This is a genomic window from Streptomyces sp. NPDC102451 (genome assembly GCF_044765485.1).
Lineage (GTDB): Bacteria > Actinomycetota > Actinomycetes > Streptomycetales > Streptomycetaceae > Streptomyces.
Window position 1 is genome coordinate 355,392 of record NZ_JBIWKD010000006.1, and the last position, 15,030, is coordinate 370,421.

Consider the following 15,030-nt stretch of genomic DNA (forward strand, 5'->3'; position numbering starts at 1 on the left):
ACATCTCAAAATCCGGACGGGTGGCAGAAACGCCCGTCCGGTGAGTGAGACTGGTCCACACATCAGAAGTATGAGAAACGAGGTCGGATGATGCGTACGCGTCCGCTGAAGGTGGCGCTGCTGGGCTGTGGAGTGGTCGGCTCAGAGGTGGCGCGCATCATGACGACGCACGCCGACGACCTCGCCGCGCGCATCGGCGCGCCGGTCGAGCTCGCCGGTGTCGCCGTCCGCCGGCCCTCCAAGGTGCGGGAGGGCATCGACCCCGCGCTGATCACCACGGACGCGACCGCCCTGGTCAAACGGGGCGACATCGACGTCGTCGTCGAGGTCATCGGGGGCATCGAGCCCGCCCGTACGCTCATCACGACGGCCTTCGAGCACGGCGCCGGCGTCGTCTCGGCCAACAAGGCGCTGCTCGCCGAGGACGGCTCCGCGCTGCACGCCGCCGCCGAGAAGAACGGCCGGGACCTGTACTACGAGGCGGCCGTGGCCGGCGCCATCCCGCTCGTACGTCCGCTGCGCGAGTCCCTCGCCGGGGACAAGGTCAACCGGGTGCTCGGCATCGTCAACGGCACGACGAACTTCATCCTCGACCGGATGGACACGAGCGGCGCCGGGTACTCCGAGGCGCTCGACGAGGCCACCGCCCTCGGATACGCCGAGGCCGACCCCACCGCCGACGTCGAGGGCTTCGACGCCGCCGCGAAGGCCGCGATCCTCGCCGGGATCGCCTTCCACACCCGGGTGAAGATCGGCGAGGTGCACCGTGAGGGCATCACCGAGGTCACCGCCGCCGACATCGCCTCCGCCCGGCGCATGGGCTGTACGGTCAAGCTTCTCGCGATCTGCGAGCGCGCCGCCGACGGCAACTCCGTCACCGCCCGCGTGCACCCCGCGATGATCCCGCTCAGCCACCCGCTGGCCTCCGTCCGCGAGGCGTACAACGCGGTCTTCGTCGAGGCCGAGGCGGCCGGGCAGCTCATGTTCTACGGTCCCGGCGCCGGCGGCGCCCCGACCGCCTCCGCGGTCCTGGGCGACCTCGTCGCCGTGTGCCGCAACATCATCGGCGCGACCACCGGTCCCGGTGAGTCCGCGTACACGCGTCTGCCGGTCAGCCCCATGGGCGATGTCGTCACGCGCTACCACATCAGTCTCGACGTGGCCGACAAGCCTGGCGTACTCGCCCAGGTCGCGACGGTCTTCGCCGAACAGGGCGTATCCATCGATACGGTCCGCCAGCAGAGTCGGCCGGACAGTCAGGAAACCGGCGGCGAGGCATCTCTCGTCGTCGTCACCCACCGCGCGCCCGACGCCGCCCTCTCCGGGACCGTCGAAGCGCTGCGCAAGCTGGACACCGTGCGCGGTGTCGCCAGCATCATGCGTGTTGAAGGGGAGTAAGGACCCATGACCAGCAAGGGCACCCACCAGTGGCGCGGCATCATCGAGGAGTACCGGGACCGGCTTCCGGTCACGAGCACGACGCCGGTCGTCACGCTCCGTGAGGGCGGCACGCCGCTCGTCCCGGCGCAGGTCCTCTCCGAGCGCACGGGCTGCGAGGTGCACCTCAAGGTCGAGGGCGCCAACCCCACCGGTTCGTTCAAGGACCGCGGCATGACCATGGCGATCACCCGGGCCAAGGAGGAGGGCGCGCAGGCCGTCATCTGCGCCTCCACCGGCAACACCTCCGCCTCCGCCGCGGCGTACGCCGTGCGCGCGGGCATGGTCTGCGCCGTCCTCGTGCCGCAGGGCAAGATCGCGCTCGGCAAGATGGGGCAGGCGCTCGTCCACGGCGCGAAGATCCTCCAGGTCGACGGCAACTTCGACGACTGCCTGACCCTGGCCCGCAGCCTCTCGGACAACTACCCGGTGGCGCTGGTCAATTCGGTCAACCCGGTCCGGATCGAGGGCCAGAAGACCGCCGCGTTCGAGATCGTCGACGCGCTCGGCGACGCCCCCGACATCCACGTACTGCCGGTGGGCAACGCGGGCAACATCACGGCCTACTGGAGGGGCTACAAGGAGTACGCGAAGGACGCGATCTCCACGCGCACCCCGCGCATGTGGGGCTTCCAGGCATCCGGTTCCGCGCCGATCGTGCGCGGCGAGATCGTCAAGGACCCGGCGACCATCGCCACCGCGATCCGCATCGGGAACCCGGCGTCCTGGCAGTTCGCCCTGGATGCGCGGGACGAGTCGGGCGGCTTCATCGACGAGGTGACGGACCGTCAGATCCTGTCCGCCTACCGGCTGCTGGCCTCCCAGGAGGGCGTCTTCGTGGAGCCCGCCTCGGCCGCCTCCGTGGCCGGTCTGCTCAAGGCCGCCGACGAGGGCAAGGTCGACCCCGGCCAGAAGATCGTCTGCACCGTCACGGGCAACGGGCTCAAGGACCCCGACTGGGCCGTCGCGGGCGCCCCGCAGCCGGTCACCGTCCCGGTCGACGCGGTCGCCGCGGCCGAGAAGCTGGGCCTCGCGTAGCCGGCCCTTGCCGCAGCTCAGCCGCCCTTCCGGGGCGGAGAGCGCATGGGAGGTGTGCGACACGCATCGTGCGCCTCCCGTGCGCCCTATGTCGCCACAGAACCTTCCTTCGATAAGCTGTACCCGACCCGCCCGCCGCATCCGCCGCGGTGCTGCAGCCGTCGTGACTGCCGGGCCCCCGTCCCCCCGCGCAACGGCACCCCACGCACATCGAAGTACCCTGCACCACATCCCCGCCGCCGTACAGGAAGAGTCGTCGAACCGATGGCCGGTCCCGCGTTCCGAGCCGCCGCCGTCCGGGTGCGCGTCCCCGCAACCAGCGCCAATCTGGGCCCGGGTTTCGACGCCCTCGGCCTCTCGCTGGGGCTCTACGACGACGTCGTCGTCCGGGTCGCCGATTCCGGGCTGCACATCGACATCGCGGGTGAGGGCGCCGAGACGCTGCCCCGCGACGAGAACCACCTGCTCGTACGCTCGCTGCGCACGGCCTTCGACCTGCTCGGCGGACAGCCCCGCGGCCTGGAGATCGTCTGCGCCAACCGCATCCCGCACGGCCGTGGTCTCGGCTCCTCGTCCGCCGCCATCTGCGCCGGCATCGTCGCCGCCCGAGCCGTGACGACGGGCGGCGAGGCCCGTCTCGACGACGCCGCTCTGCTGGAGCTGGCCACCGAGATCGAGGGGCACCCCGACAACGTCGCCGCCTGTCTCCTCGGCGGATTCACGCTCGCCTGGATGGACGGCGGTGCGGCCAGGGCGATCCGGATGGACCCCGCGGACTCCGTCGTGCCGGTGGTCTTCGTCCCGGCCACCCCGGTGCTCACCGAGACCGCCCGTGGCCTGTTGCCGCGCACCGTCCCCCATGTGGACGCCGCGGCCAACGCCGGCCGCGCGGCCCTGCTCGTCGAGGCGCTGACCCGGCGGCCCGAGCTGCTTCTCGCCGCCACGGAGGACCGCATCCACCAGGAGTACCGGGGTCCCGCGATGCCGCAGAGCGTGGAGCTGGTCAACCGGCTGCGCGCCGACGGTGTCCCTGCTGTCATCTCCGGTGCGGGGCCCACCGTGCTCGCACTGACGGAGGAGGGTTCGGCCGACAAGGTCGCACGGCTGGCGGGTGAGGGCTGGGCGGCGAACCGGCTCGCTCTCGACGCCACGGGTGCGAGCGTGTTGCCGCTCGCCGCGTAGTCCCACGTGATTGCCGGTGCATGAGAGGGGGAATGTTTGTTGGAGCCGGTAGTGTTAACCTCAAGTCAGCAATCGACGTCTTCGTGGCGCGTTGCTTCGCGTCCCCCTTCGGGACCACCACTCTTCCGGGAGCCTCCCCGACTGCCTGAGCAGCCTGCCTGAGCTTTCGAGCACGCTCCGGAACCGGCACGACACCCTCTTGCTCGTCCAGGAGTGGGCCGAGCAGGGGGATCTCGCGCCGGAACCCCGCACATTCGTCTCTCCGCCGTACCCGGCGGACCACCGCCCCGGCAAGGTCCGCGATCGACACGATCAACAGACCGCAGTCGGACAGCACAACCGGTCGCCGAGCCAGAAGGCCGACGTCCGCTCCAGGGAAGGACCCTTCGTGAGCGACACCACCGATCTGATGGGCGTGACTGCCGACAAGAGCGTCGACAGCTCCGTGCCCGCCGAAGGTGCTGCCACTGGCACCACCGCACGGCGCCGCCGCTCCGGCACCGGCCTCGAGGGCATGGTCCTGGCCGAGCTGCAGCAGGTCGCGTCCGGCCTCGGCATCAGGGGAACTGCGCGGATGCGCAAGAGCCAGCTGATCGAGGTCATCAAGGAGGCGCAGGCGGGAGGATCCTCCACGTCCGCCCCCAAGGCCGCCGCATCCGCCGGTACGGACGCCGGGAGCAAGCCGAAGCGGCGTGCCACGTCCAAGACCCGCACGGGTGACGAGACCGCTGCCGCCCCGGCCGCCGACAAGGCCGCCGCCCAGCAGCAGATCGACATTCCGGGCCAGCCGGCCAGTGACGACCAGCCGACGGGCGAGCGCCGCCGTCGCCGGGCGACCGCGCAGGCGGGCAGCCCCGACACCAAGGCGGAGCCCAAGGCCGAGTCCAAGGCGGAGGCCGAGCCCAAGAGCGAGCCCAAGGCCGAGGGCCGTCAGGACCGCGGTGACGAGCGCGCCGAGACGAAGGGCGAGGCCAAGGCCGAGTCCGCCGCCGACACGGCCGAGGGCCGGCGCGGCGACCGCCAGGACGGCCGGCGTGACCGCGGCGACCGCCAGGACCGCGGTGACCGCCGGGACCGCCAGCGCGACCGGCGCGGCAAGGGCGACGACCAGGGCCAGCAGGGCGGCGGACGCCGTCAGGGCCAGCAGGGCGGCGGCCAGAACCAGGGCCAGGGCCAGAGCCAGCAGGGCGGCGGCGGCCAGCAGGACGACGGTTACGACGACGAGGGCGGCCGCCGTGGCCGTCGCGGCCGTTACCGCGACCGCCGTGGCCGTCGTGGCCGCGACGACTTCGCGACCGACGTGCAGGTGGCCGACGACGACGTCCTGATCCCCGTCGCGGGCATCCTCGACATCCTCGACAACTACGCGTTCATCCGGACCTCCGGCTACCTGCCGGGCCCGAACGACGTGTACGTCTCGCTCGCCCAGGTCCGTAAGAACGGCCTGCGCAAGGGTGACCACGTCACCGGTGCGGTGCGCCAGCCCAAGGACGGCGAGCGCCGCGAGAAGTTCAACGCGCTGGTCCGTCTCGACTCCGTCAACGGCATGGCGCCGGAGACCGGCCGTGGCCGTCCCGAGTTCCAGAAGCTGACCCCGCTGTACCCGCAGGACCGGCTCCGTCTGGAGACCGACTCCAACGTCCTGACCACCCGGATCATCGACCTGGTCGCACCGATCGGCAAGGGCCAGCGTGGCCTGATCGTGGCCCCGCCGAAGACCGGTAAGACCATGATCCTGCAGGCCATCGCCAACGCGATCACGGTCAACAGCCCCGAGTGCCACCTGATGGTCGTCCTGGTCGACGAGCGTCCGGAAGAGGTCACCGACATGCAGCGGTCGGTGAAGGGCGAGGTCATCTCTTCGACCTTCGACCGTCCCGCCGAGGACCACACCACGGTCGCCGAGCTCGCCATCGAGCGCGCGAAGCGCCTCGTGGAGCTCGGTCACGACGTGGTGGTCCTGCTGGACTCGATCACCCGTCTGGGCCGCGCCTACAACCTGGCGGCACCGGCCTCCGGCCGCATCCTGTCCGGTGGTGTCGACTCGACCGCGCTGTACCCGCCGAAGCGCTTCTTCGGTGCCGCGCGCAACATCGAGGACGGCGGCTCGCTGACCATCCTGGCCACCGCGCTCGTCGAGACCGGCTCGCGCATGGACGAGGTGATCTTCGAGGAGTTCAAGGGCACCGGCAACATGGAGCTCAAGCTCGACCGGAAGCTCTCGGACAAGCGCATCTTCCCGGCGGTGGACGTCGACGCGTCCAGCACCCGTAAGGAAGAGATCCTGCTCGGCACCGACGAGTTGGCCGTGGTCTGGAAGCTGCGCCGGGTGCTGCACGCGCTCGACCAGCAGCAGGCCATCGAACTGCTCCTGGACCGCATGAAGAAGACGCAGTCCAACGCGGAGTTCCTGCTCCAGATCCAGAAGACGACGCCGGGCAACGGCAGCAACGACTGACGTCGCACCGGAGTCACCCGGAACTGCCCCCGTCATCACGATGACGGGGGCAGTTCCGCGTCGCGCCGCCGGACGACGGGGCGGCGCGCACCGTGGCATTCCCCACATCCGCCGGGTCCTGACACCCGGCCCGGCGGATTAGGCCCGACCCCGGAATCACCAGGTGAGAGACCCGTTTCCGGACCTCACCCGCTCCTCCTGAGGCCCCCGTCGCCCGACGGGGGCCTCAGCTCGCTGTGCAACGCTTCTCGCTGCTCCGGTCGTCCCACCGAGTGACGCCGGACCGCGCCCGTGCACCACGGCAGGGGGTAACAGCGAGAAGCGGAAGAGGGAGTCGCATGAGCGAGCAGAGCAGGAGCGCCGGCCGAATACGCGGTACCGGCAGCCGCCGGAGGAAGCCGTCCACGGCCCGCAGGGCCAAGAGGATCGCCCTGTGGGGCGCCGCCGCCCTGGTGGTCGTCGGGGGATCCGGGCTCGGTTACGCGTACTTCACGCTCGACGGGAACCTGAAGGGTGTCGACATCGACGCCGCGCTGGGCGCCGAGCGCCCCGACGACGTCGACAACGGGTCGCAGGACATCCTGGTGCTGGGTTCCGACTCCCGCTCCGGTGCCAACGCGAAGTACGGCACCGACGAGGGCTCCGCGCGGGCGGACACCGCGATGGTCGTCCACGTCGACGAGGGCCACACCGCCGCGAGCGTGGTCTCGGTCCCGCGGGACACCCTCGTCGACCGTCCCGCCTGCACCAGCGACACGACCGGTGAGCAGGTCGGCGCGGAGCACGAGACGATGTTCAACTCTGCGTACCAGGTCGGCGGGCCCGCCTGCGCGGTCAAGACCGTCGAGGCCATGTCCGGCATCCGCATGGACCACTACGTCGAGGTCGACTTCACCGGCTTCGAGAAGCTCGTCGACGAGCTCGGCGGTGTGGAGGTCACCACCTCGCAGGCGATCGACGACCCCGACAGCCACCTCGCCCTGAAGCCCGGCACCCACACCCTCAGCGGCGAGCAGTCGCTCGGCCTCGTCCGCACGCGCCACAGCGTCGGCGACGGCAGTGACCTGGGCCGCATCCAGCTCCAACAGGCCTTCGTCAAGGCGCTGATGGACCAGGCGAAGAGCGTCGGGGTGTTCTCGAACCCGAAGACCCTCTTCGGCCTCGCCGACACCGCGACCAAGGCCGTCACCACCGACTCCGAGCTGGCCTCCGTCAAGAAGCTCACCGGCTTCGCGAACGGGCTCAAGGGCCTCGGCTCGAAGAACGTCGACATGATCACGCTCCCCGTGGAGTACGACCCCCAGGACCCCAACCGCGTGCTGCCCCAGAAGAAGGCCGGACAGCAGGTGTGGACGGCGCTCAAGCAGGACAAGCCGGTCCCGGCGTCCGCGACCGCGAAGTCGGCCGGCGACAAGGGCGGGGCGGGAAAGGTCGTACGGTAGACACCTTCCGTCACCGTGCGGTCGCGGAACGTTCCCCGGACGTACGGGAATACACACGGCCGGGTCCTCGTTTTGGGAGATACGGCCGGTCCTGGCAGACTGGTACGTCGGCCCCGGTTCACGGACGCGCAATCCGCGCGAACGACCCGGAGCCCTCCCGAATCTAGGAGACACCTTGAAGCGCGACATTCACCCCGAGTACGTCGAGACGCAGGTCAGCTGCACCTGCGGTGCGTCGTTCACCACCCGGAGCACCCTCGACGGCGGCGCCATCCGCGCCGACGTCTGCTCCGAGTGCCACCCGTTCTACACGGGCAAGCAGAAGATCCTCGACACCGGCGGCCGCGTGGCCCGCTTCGAGGCCCGCTTCGGCAAGGCTGCCGGCTCCGCCAGCAAGTAGCGAGCCACTGCGCCGGTTCCCGACGCCCTCACCGGGGCGCCGGGACCGGCGTTTTTTCCGGCTGTGCGGCCGGCCGCCCCTCCGTGGTGCGGTCCGGCGGCACACCGTCCAGCCAGGCCCGCAGACGTACGCAGAAACCAGGAGCCCGAAGATGTTCGAGGCGGTCGAGGAACTGATCGGCGAGCACGCCGATCTCGAGAAGAAGCTCGCCGACCCGTCGGTCCACGCCGACCAGGCCAACGCGCGCAAGCTCAACAAGCGCTACGCGGAGCTGACCCCGATCGTCTCCACCTACCGGTCCTGGAAGCAGACCGGCGACGACATCGAGACCGCCCGCGAATTCGCCGCCGACGACCCGGACTTCGCCGCCGAGGTCAAGGTCCTGGAGAAGCAGCGCGAGGAGATCACCGAGAAGCTGCGTCTCCTCCTGGTCCCGCGCGACCCCAGCGACGACAAGGACGTGCTCCTGGAGATCAAGGCGGGCGCGGGCGGCGACGAGTCGGCCCTCTTCGCCGGCGATCTGCTCCGCATGTACCTCCGCTACGCCGAGCGCGTGGGCTGGAAGACCGAGATCATCGACTCCACCGAGTCCGAGCTGGGCGGCTACAAGGACGTCCAGGTCGCGGTGAAGACCAAGGGCGGCAACGGCGCCACCGAGCCCGGCCAGGGCGTCTGGGCGCGGATGAAGTACGAGGGCGGTGTGCACCGCGTGCAGCGCGTGCCCTCCACCGAGTCGCAGGGCCGCATCCACACCTCGGCCGCCGGTGTGCTCGTCACGCCCGAGGCGGAGGAGGTCGACGTCGAGATCCACGCCAACGACCTCCGCATCGACGTCTACCGCTCCTCGGGCCCCGGCGGCCAGTCCGTCAACACCACGGACTCCGCCGTACGCATCACGCACCTGCCGACCGGCGTCGTCGCCTCCTGCCAGAACGAGAAGAGCCAGCTCCAGAACAAGGAGCAGGCCATGCGCATCCTGCGCTCCCGGCTGCTGGCCGCCGCCCAGGAAGCGGCCGAGCAGGAGGCCTCCGACGTACGCCGCAGCCAGGTGCGTACCGTGGACCGGTCCGAGAAGATCCGGACGTACAACTTCCCGGAAAACAGGATCTCGGACCACCGCGTCGGCTTCAAGGCGTACAACTTGGACCAGGTGCTCGACGGTGAGCTCGACGCCGTCATCCAGGCCTGCGTCGACGCCGACTCCGCCGCCAAGCTCGCCGCCGCATAAGCAGTGAGCCCCACAGCCCCGCCCCGCTCGTGAACCCGTACGGAGAACCGCGATGAACCTGCTGCTCGCCGAGGTGGCCCAGGCCACCCAGCGGCTGGCCGACGCCGGTGTCCCCTCACCGCGATTCGACGCCGAGGAACTCGCCGCGTTCGTGCACGGGGTCAAGCGGGGCGAGCTGCACCACGTGCCGGACGCCGACTTCGACGCCCGCTACTGGGAGACGATCGCCCGCCGCGAGGCCCGCGAGCCGCTCCAGCACATCACCGGCCGCGCCTTCTTCCGCTACCTGGAACTCCAGGTCGGGCCCGGCGTCTTCGTCCCGCGCCCGGAGACCGAGTCGGTCGTCGGCTGGGCGATAGACGCGGTCCGCGCGATGGACGTCGTCGAACCGCTGATCGTCGACCTCTGCACCGGATCGGGCGCGATCGCGCTCGCCATGGCGCAGGAGGTGCCGCGCTCCCGTGTGCACGCCGTGGAGCTGTCCGAGGACGCCCTGCGGTGGACCCGGAAGAACGCCGAGGGGTCCAGGGTCACCGTGCACCGCGGCGACGCGCTGAGCGCCCTCCCCGAGCTCGACGGCCAGGTCGACCTGGTGATCTCCAACCCGCCCTACATCCCGCTCACCGAGTGGGAGTACGTGGCGCCGGAGGCCCGCGACCACGACCCGCAGATGGCGCTCTTCTCCGGCGAGGACGGCCTCGACACCATCCGCGGCATAGAACGCACCGCGCACCGTCTGCTCCGCCCCGGCGGGCTCGTCGTCATCGAGCACGCGGACACGCAGGGCGGCCAGGTGCCGTGGATCTTCACCGAGGAGCGGGGCTGGGCCGACGCGGCCGACCACCCCGACCTCAACAAGCGCCCCCGGTTCGCGACGGCCCGCAAGGCCATGCCGTGACCACCGGGACACCGGCACCGCACGAACCCCACCCGACAGACCCGTACATGTCCGAGGAGGCCGGCTGATGGCACGGCGATACGACTGCAACGACGCGACCGACCGTACGACCGGCCTGCGTGAAGCCGCGTCCGCCGTCCGCCGCGGCGAACTGGTCGTGCTGCCCACCGACACCGTGTACGGGATCGGTGCGGACGCCTTCAGCTCGGAGGGCGTCGCCGACCTGCTCGACGCCAAGGGCCGCGGCCGCAACATGCCGACCCCTGTCCTGATCGGCTCCCCGAACACCCTGCACGGCCTGGTCACCGACTTCTCCGAGCAGGCCTGGGAGCTCGTCGACGCGTTCTGGCCCGGCGCCCTCACGCTCGTCGCCAAGCACCAGCCGTCCCTCCAGTGGGACCTCGGCGACACCCGCGGCACCGTGGCCGTCCGGATGCCGCTGCACCCGGTCGCCATCGAGCTCCTCACGGAGGTCGGCCCGATGGCCGTCTCCAGCGCCAACCTCACCGGACACCCCTCTCCGGAGGACTGCGACGCCGCCCAGGGGATGCTCGGCGACAGCGTCTCCGTGTACCTCGACGGCGGCCCCACCCCCGGGATCGTCCCGTCCTCGATCGTCGACGTCACCGGCAGGATCCCGGTCCTGCTGCGGGCGGGCGCGCTCTCGGTGGAGGACCTCCGCAAGGTGGTACCCGACCTCGAGGTGGCCAATTGACCGCCCCTGAGGGGCGTGGCATAACGGGGCGGCACGACACTTTCCGCATCCTCCACGTCAGCACCGGCAACGTCTGCCGCTCGCCCATCACCGAGCGGCTGACCCGCCATGCCCTGGTGGACCGCCTGGGAGATCCGCTCAGCGGCGGGCTCATCGTGGAGAGCGCGGGCACCTGGGGGCACGAGGGCGCGCCCATGGAGGCCAACGCCGAGGTCGTCCTCGCCGACTTCGGCGCCGACGCCACCGGCTTCGTGGGCCGCGAGCTCCTCGACGAGCACGTGATCCGCGCCGACCTGGTGCTCACCGCCACCCGCGACCACCGCGCCCAGGTGATCTCCATGGGCCACTCGGCGGGCCTGCGGACCTTCACGCTCAAGGAGTTCACCCGGCTGGTGCGGGCCATAGACCCCGCGACGCTGCCCGACGCCCGCGAGGAGGGCGTCGTCGAGCGCGCCCGCGCACTGGTGCGCGCCGCCGCGGCGCTGCGCGGCTGGCTGCTGGCCCCCACCGCGGAGGCGGACGAGGTCTACGACCCGTACGGCGCCCCGATCACGTTCTTCCGGTCCATCGGCGACGAGATCAGCCAGGCCCTCGATCCCGTCATGACGGCACTGACGGGGGTACGCGCCCCGCACTGAGCTGCGCCGACCGGCGTAGAGGGGCGCACGGCAGCGGGCAGGCGGCCCGGGGCGGGCCTACATTGGATCTGACGCCACGCACCCCCCTCCTCCAGGCCCGGAGCCGTCAGATGCCGGTCACCACTCCAGCCGCACGCGCAGCCGCGCCACCGCCGTCCCTTCCGGACGCCCACACCGCCATGCCGCAGGACTTCGGCGCGCTGCTCCGCCAGGACCCGGAGATCGGCGGCATCCTGCTGGCCGAGGCCGGGCGGCAGTCGAGCACCCTCCAGCTCGTCGCAGCCGAGAACTTCACCTCGCCCGCGGTACTCGCCGCCCTCGGCTCGCCCCTCGCCAACAAGTACGCCGAGGGCTACCCCGGGGCCCGCCACCACGGCGGCTGCGAGCAGGCCGACGCCGCGGAACGTCTCGCGGTCGGCCGGGCCATGTCGCTGTTCGGCGCCGAGCACGCCAACGTCCAGCCCCACTCCGGCTCCTCGGCCGTCCTCGCCGCGTACGCCGCGCTCCTGCGCCCCGGTGACACGGTGCTGGCCATGGGACTCCCGTACGGCGGACACCTCACCCACGGCGCCCCCGGCAACTTCTCCGGACGCTGGTTCGAGTTCGCCGGTTACGGCGTCGACCCCGACAGCGGACTCATCGACTACGCACAGGTACGCGCCCTGGCCAGGGCCCGGCGCCCCAAAGCGATCGTCTGCGGCTCGATCTCGTACCCCCGGCACCCCGACTACGAGCAGTTCCGGGACATCGCCGACGAGGCCGGCGCCTATCTGATCGCGGACTCCGCCCACCCCATGGGGCTGATCGCCGGGGGAGCGGCGCCCAGCCCGGTCCCGTACGCGGACGTGGTGTGCGCGACCACGCACAAGGTGCTGCGCGGGCCGCGCGGCGGCATGATCCTGTGCGGCGTCGAGCTGGCCGAGCGGATCGACCGCGCGGTGTTCCCGTTCACCCAGGGTGGCGCCCAGATGCACACGGTCGCGGCGAAGGCCGTCGCGTTCGGCGAGGCGGCGACCCCGGGCTTCGCGGTCTACGCCCACCGGGTCGTCGCGCACGCCCGCGCCCTGGCGGCCGCCCTGGAGGCCGAGGGCTTCGAGGTCACCACGGGCGGCACGGACACCCACATCGTCGTCGCGGACCCCGCACCGCTGGGCGTCGACGGCCGCACCGCCCGGGAGCGGCTCATGGCCGCCGGTATGGTCCTGGACACCTGCGCCCTGCCGTACGGGGAGGCGCGCGGGATCCGGCTGGGCACCGCGGCCGTCACCACCCAGGGCATGGACGAGGACGACATGGCGCGGATCGGCGAGCTGTTCGGCGCGGCCGTGCGTGAGGAGAGCAGCCCGGGGCTGCTGCGGGCCGAGGTGCGCGGACTGGCCGAGCGCAATCCGCCGTATCCGGGGTAGGCGAGGGCCGTGGAACCATTACCCGTGGCTCGGTGTCCTCGCTCATGAGACTAGGGTGTGGGGCTGAGATGGCCGGCGAATTCTGTGGGGCAGCCCGTGCGTGATTACCTGCTGACGCTCTGTGTCACGGCCGCAGTTACCTATCTGCTGACCGGACCGGTGCGGAAGTTCGCCATCGCGGTCGGGGCGATGCCCGCGATCCGCGCGCGTGACGTACACCGGGAACCGACACCTCGGCTCGGTGGCATCGCCATGTTCGGCGGACTGTGCGCGGGGCTGATCGTCGCCGATCACCTGGAGCACCTCTCCGGAGTCTTCGAGCTCTCCAACGAACCACGGGCTCTGCTCTCCGGTGCCGCCCTGATCTGGCTGATCGGCGTCCTGGACGACAAGTTCGAGCTCGATGCCCTGATCAAACTGGGTGGCCAGATGATCGCCGCGGCGGTCATGGTCATCCAGGGTCTGACGATCCTGTGGCTGCCCATTCCCGGAGTCGGCACGGTCGCCCTGACCCAGTGGCAGGGCACGCTGCTGACCGTGGCGCTGGTGGTGATCACCATCAACGCCGTCAACTTCGTCGACGGCCTGGACGGCCTGGCGTCGGGCATGGTGTGCATCGCCTCAGCCGCGTTCTTCCTCTACACGTACCGGCTCTGGTTCGGGCACATGATCGAGGCGGCTGCCCCCGCGACGCTCTTCGCCGCGATCCTGATGGGCATGTGCCTCGGCTTCCTGCCGCACAACATGCACCCCGCCCGGATCTTCATGGGCGACTCCGGGTCGATGCTGATCGGTCTGGTGCTGGCCGCCGGCGCGATCTCCGTCACCGGCCAGGTCGACCCGGACACGATGAAGCTCTTCGAGGGCGGCGAGCGCGAGGCCACCCACGCGATGCTGCCGGTCTTCATCCCGCTGCTCCTGCCGCTCACGATCATCGCGCTCCCGGCGGCCGACCTGGTGCTCGCGATCGTGCGGCGCACCTGGAACGGCCAGTCGCCGTTCGCGGCCGACCGCGGGCACCTGCACCACCGGTTGCTGGAGATCGGGCACTCGCACAGCAGGTCCGTCCTGATCATGTACTTCTGGTCGGCGCTGATCGCGTTCGGAGCCGTCGGCTACTCGGTGCACTCCGCGTCGACGTGGATCGTGTTCGTGATCGTGGGACTCAGCGCCGTGGGCCTGATCCTGCTGCTCATGCCGCGCTTCACGCCACGCGCCCCGCACTGGGCGGAGGCCTTCGTGCCGCCGCGCTACCGGCGCCGCGGGCGGGAGGAGCACGGCGAGGGAGCCGGTGACGCACCCGAGGGCCAACACGGCTCGGAGAGCGCGCAGATGGCCTCACCCGGGCCGGGTCCGGCCCCGGTGTCCGTGGGTGTCTCCGGCGTCAACGGAGCGACCGCGATCGGCCCCCGTTCGCGCTTCACGGACCGGGACCGGGCCGACTCATCGCGTTAGCACCACCGACGCAGAAGCCCCTTTATCAGACAATGCGGCGTGATGTTCTGCACACACGCGCGGGTTAACCCTCATGTGTGACAGCTGGCACACTTTCTGAGTAAAGACCTCATCAAATAGTTTGTGATACCGTTCACGAAGCCCGGTGAGGAGGCCGAAGGACCTGAGTAGCACGGTCCTTTGGCCCGAAGCATCGACTCGGACCGGGCCTACGCTCGTCCCTGACGACCACTGACCATCCCCTGCAATGCGGAGTAACCGCCATGCCGTCCAACGACGTCCGGACTCTCCTTCACACCGCCGTGCCCACCGCTGCCGCCGGCGTCATCGCCGTTGCCGTCAGCGCTGCGGTCGCCGGCGGCCAGGGAGCGATCGGCGCAGCGGTCGGGACGCTGGTGGTGATCCTCTTCATGGGGATCGGACTCGGCGTTCTGCAGCGCACCGCGAAGTCCCTGCCGCACCTGTTCCAGTCGATGGGGCTCCTGCTCTACACGACCGAACTGCTGCTGCTCTTCGTCTTCGTGGCCGCTTTCAAGAACACGACGCTGTTCAACCCGCGCGCCTTCGCGGCCGCGGTGATGGTCGCGACGCTCGTCTGGGTCGCGGCGCAGATCCGCGTGCACATGAAGACCAAGATCCTCTACGTCGAACCGGACTCGTCCGCGGGCAAGAAGCCCGAGAACATGGGGTCGTCGACGTGAGGGGTAGGGCCGGGATAAGCGCACGTTCGAGA

13 protein-coding genes are annotated in these 15,030 nt (G+C 70.7%); all 13 read left to right on the top strand.

Translation table 11 applies throughout. The features are described from left to right. Window positions 1–87: 87 nt before the first annotated feature. The 13 genes from ACIRD8_RS17135 to ACIRD8_RS17195 all read left to right on the top strand — a co-directional run bounded on the left by ACIRD8_RS17135 (window position 88) and on the right by ACIRD8_RS17195 (window position 14,998). Window positions 88–1,398, top strand: a complete 1,311-nt coding sequence (locus tag ACIRD8_RS17135) for a homoserine dehydrogenase (protein WP_403991532.1) — start codon at window positions 88–90, stop codon at window positions 1,396–1,398. 6 nt (window positions 1,399–1,404) lie between these two features. After that, window positions 1,405–2,475, top strand: coding sequence for a threonine synthase (gene thrC, locus ACIRD8_RS17140; protein WP_403991536.1), 1,071 nt, complete (start codon window positions 1,405–1,407; stop codon window positions 2,473–2,475). A 264-nt stretch (window positions 2,476–2,739) separates the two neighbouring features. Further along, on the top strand, window positions 2,740–3,657 hold the full coding sequence (thrB, locus tag ACIRD8_RS17145) for a homoserine kinase (protein WP_403991539.1): 918 nt from the start codon (window positions 2,740–2,742) through the stop codon (window positions 3,655–3,657). Window positions 3,658–4,045: 388 nt separating this feature from the next. After that, window positions 4,046–6,115, top strand: a complete 2,070-nt coding sequence (gene rho, locus ACIRD8_RS17150; RefSeq protein ID WP_403991542.1) for a transcription termination factor Rho — start codon at window positions 4,046–4,048, stop codon at window positions 6,113–6,115. 338 nt (window positions 6,116–6,453) lie between these two features. Next, on the top strand, window positions 6,454–7,557 hold the full coding sequence (locus ACIRD8_RS17155; protein WP_403991545.1) for an LCP family protein: 1,104 nt from the start codon (window positions 6,454–6,456) through the stop codon (window positions 7,555–7,557). Between the two features lie 175 nt (window positions 7,558–7,732). Next, a complete protein-coding gene (rpmE, locus tag ACIRD8_RS17160) occupies window positions 7,733–7,957 on the top strand; it encodes a 50S ribosomal protein L31 (RefSeq protein ID WP_033298361.1) in 225 nt (74 codons plus the stop codon). Window positions 7,958–8,108: 151 nt separating this feature from the next. Continuing rightward, complete coding sequence (gene prfA / locus ACIRD8_RS17165) at window positions 8,109–9,185, top strand: peptide chain release factor 1 (RefSeq protein ID WP_403991547.1); 1,077 nt, start codon at window positions 8,109–8,111, stop codon at window positions 9,183–9,185. A 52-nt stretch (window positions 9,186–9,237) separates the two neighbouring features. Beyond that, the gene (gene prmC / locus ACIRD8_RS17170; protein ID WP_398963957.1) at window positions 9,238–10,083 is read left to right on the top strand and encodes a peptide chain release factor N(5)-glutamine methyltransferase; all 846 of its coding nucleotides are present in this window, start codon (window positions 9,238–9,240) and stop codon (window positions 10,081–10,083) included. Between the two features lie 67 nt (window positions 10,084–10,150). Next, a complete protein-coding gene (locus tag ACIRD8_RS17175; protein WP_403991550.1) occupies window positions 10,151–10,798 on the top strand; it encodes an L-threonylcarbamoyladenylate synthase in 648 nt (215 codons plus the stop codon). Next, entirely contained in the window at window positions 10,795–11,436 is a 642-nt protein-coding gene (locus tag ACIRD8_RS17180; protein WP_104789118.1) for a protein-tyrosine-phosphatase, read from the top strand. The genes ACIRD8_RS17175 and ACIRD8_RS17180 overlap by 4 nt, the downstream gene beginning before the upstream one ends. Before the next feature lie 110 nt (window positions 11,437–11,546). Continuing rightward, a complete protein-coding gene (glyA, locus tag ACIRD8_RS17185) occupies window positions 11,547–12,842 on the top strand; it encodes a serine hydroxymethyltransferase (RefSeq protein ID WP_403991552.1) in 1,296 nt (431 codons plus the stop codon). An 84-nt stretch (window positions 12,843–12,926) separates the two neighbouring features. Further along, window positions 12,927–14,297 (top strand): MraY family glycosyltransferase, encoded by a 1,371-nt coding sequence (locus tag ACIRD8_RS17190; RefSeq protein ID WP_403991553.1) that lies wholly within the window; start codon window positions 12,927–12,929, stop codon window positions 14,295–14,297. 263 nt (window positions 14,298–14,560) lie between these two features. Further along, entirely contained in the window at window positions 14,561–14,998 is a 438-nt protein-coding gene (locus ACIRD8_RS17195; protein ID WP_403991555.1) for a hypothetical protein, read from the top strand. Window positions 14,999–15,030 lie beyond the last annotated feature (32 nt).

Excerpts from the sequence above, each read along its gene's own strand:
- ACIRD8_RS17135 (WP_403991532.1), top strand. The coding sequence starts at position 88 with ATGATGCGTACGCGTCCGCTGAAGGTGGCGCTGCTGGGCTGTGGAGTG.
- thrC (WP_403991536.1), top strand. The coding sequence starts at position 1,405 with ATGACCAGCAAGGGCACCCACCAGTGGCGCGGCATCATCGAGGAGTAC.
- thrB (WP_403991539.1), top strand. The coding sequence starts at position 2,740 with ATGGCCGGTCCCGCGTTCCGAGCCGCCGCCGTCCGGGTGCGCGTCCCC.
- ACIRD8_RS17155 (WP_403991545.1), top strand. The coding sequence starts at position 6,454 with ATGAGCGAGCAGAGCAGGAGCGCCGGCCGAATACGCGGTACCGGCAGC.
- prfA (WP_403991547.1), top strand. The coding sequence starts at position 8,109 with ATGTTCGAGGCGGTCGAGGAACTGATCGGCGAGCACGCCGATCTCGAG.
- prmC (WP_398963957.1), top strand. The coding sequence starts at position 9,238 with ATGAACCTGCTGCTCGCCGAGGTGGCCCAGGCCACCCAGCGGCTGGCC.
- ACIRD8_RS17175 (WP_403991550.1), top strand. The coding sequence starts at position 10,151 with ATGGCACGGCGATACGACTGCAACGACGCGACCGACCGTACGACCGGC.
- glyA (WP_403991552.1), top strand. The coding sequence starts at position 11,547 with ATGCCGGTCACCACTCCAGCCGCACGCGCAGCCGCGCCACCGCCGTCC.
- ACIRD8_RS17195 (WP_403991555.1), top strand. The coding sequence starts at position 14,561 with ATGCCGTCCAACGACGTCCGGACTCTCCTTCACACCGCCGTGCCCACC.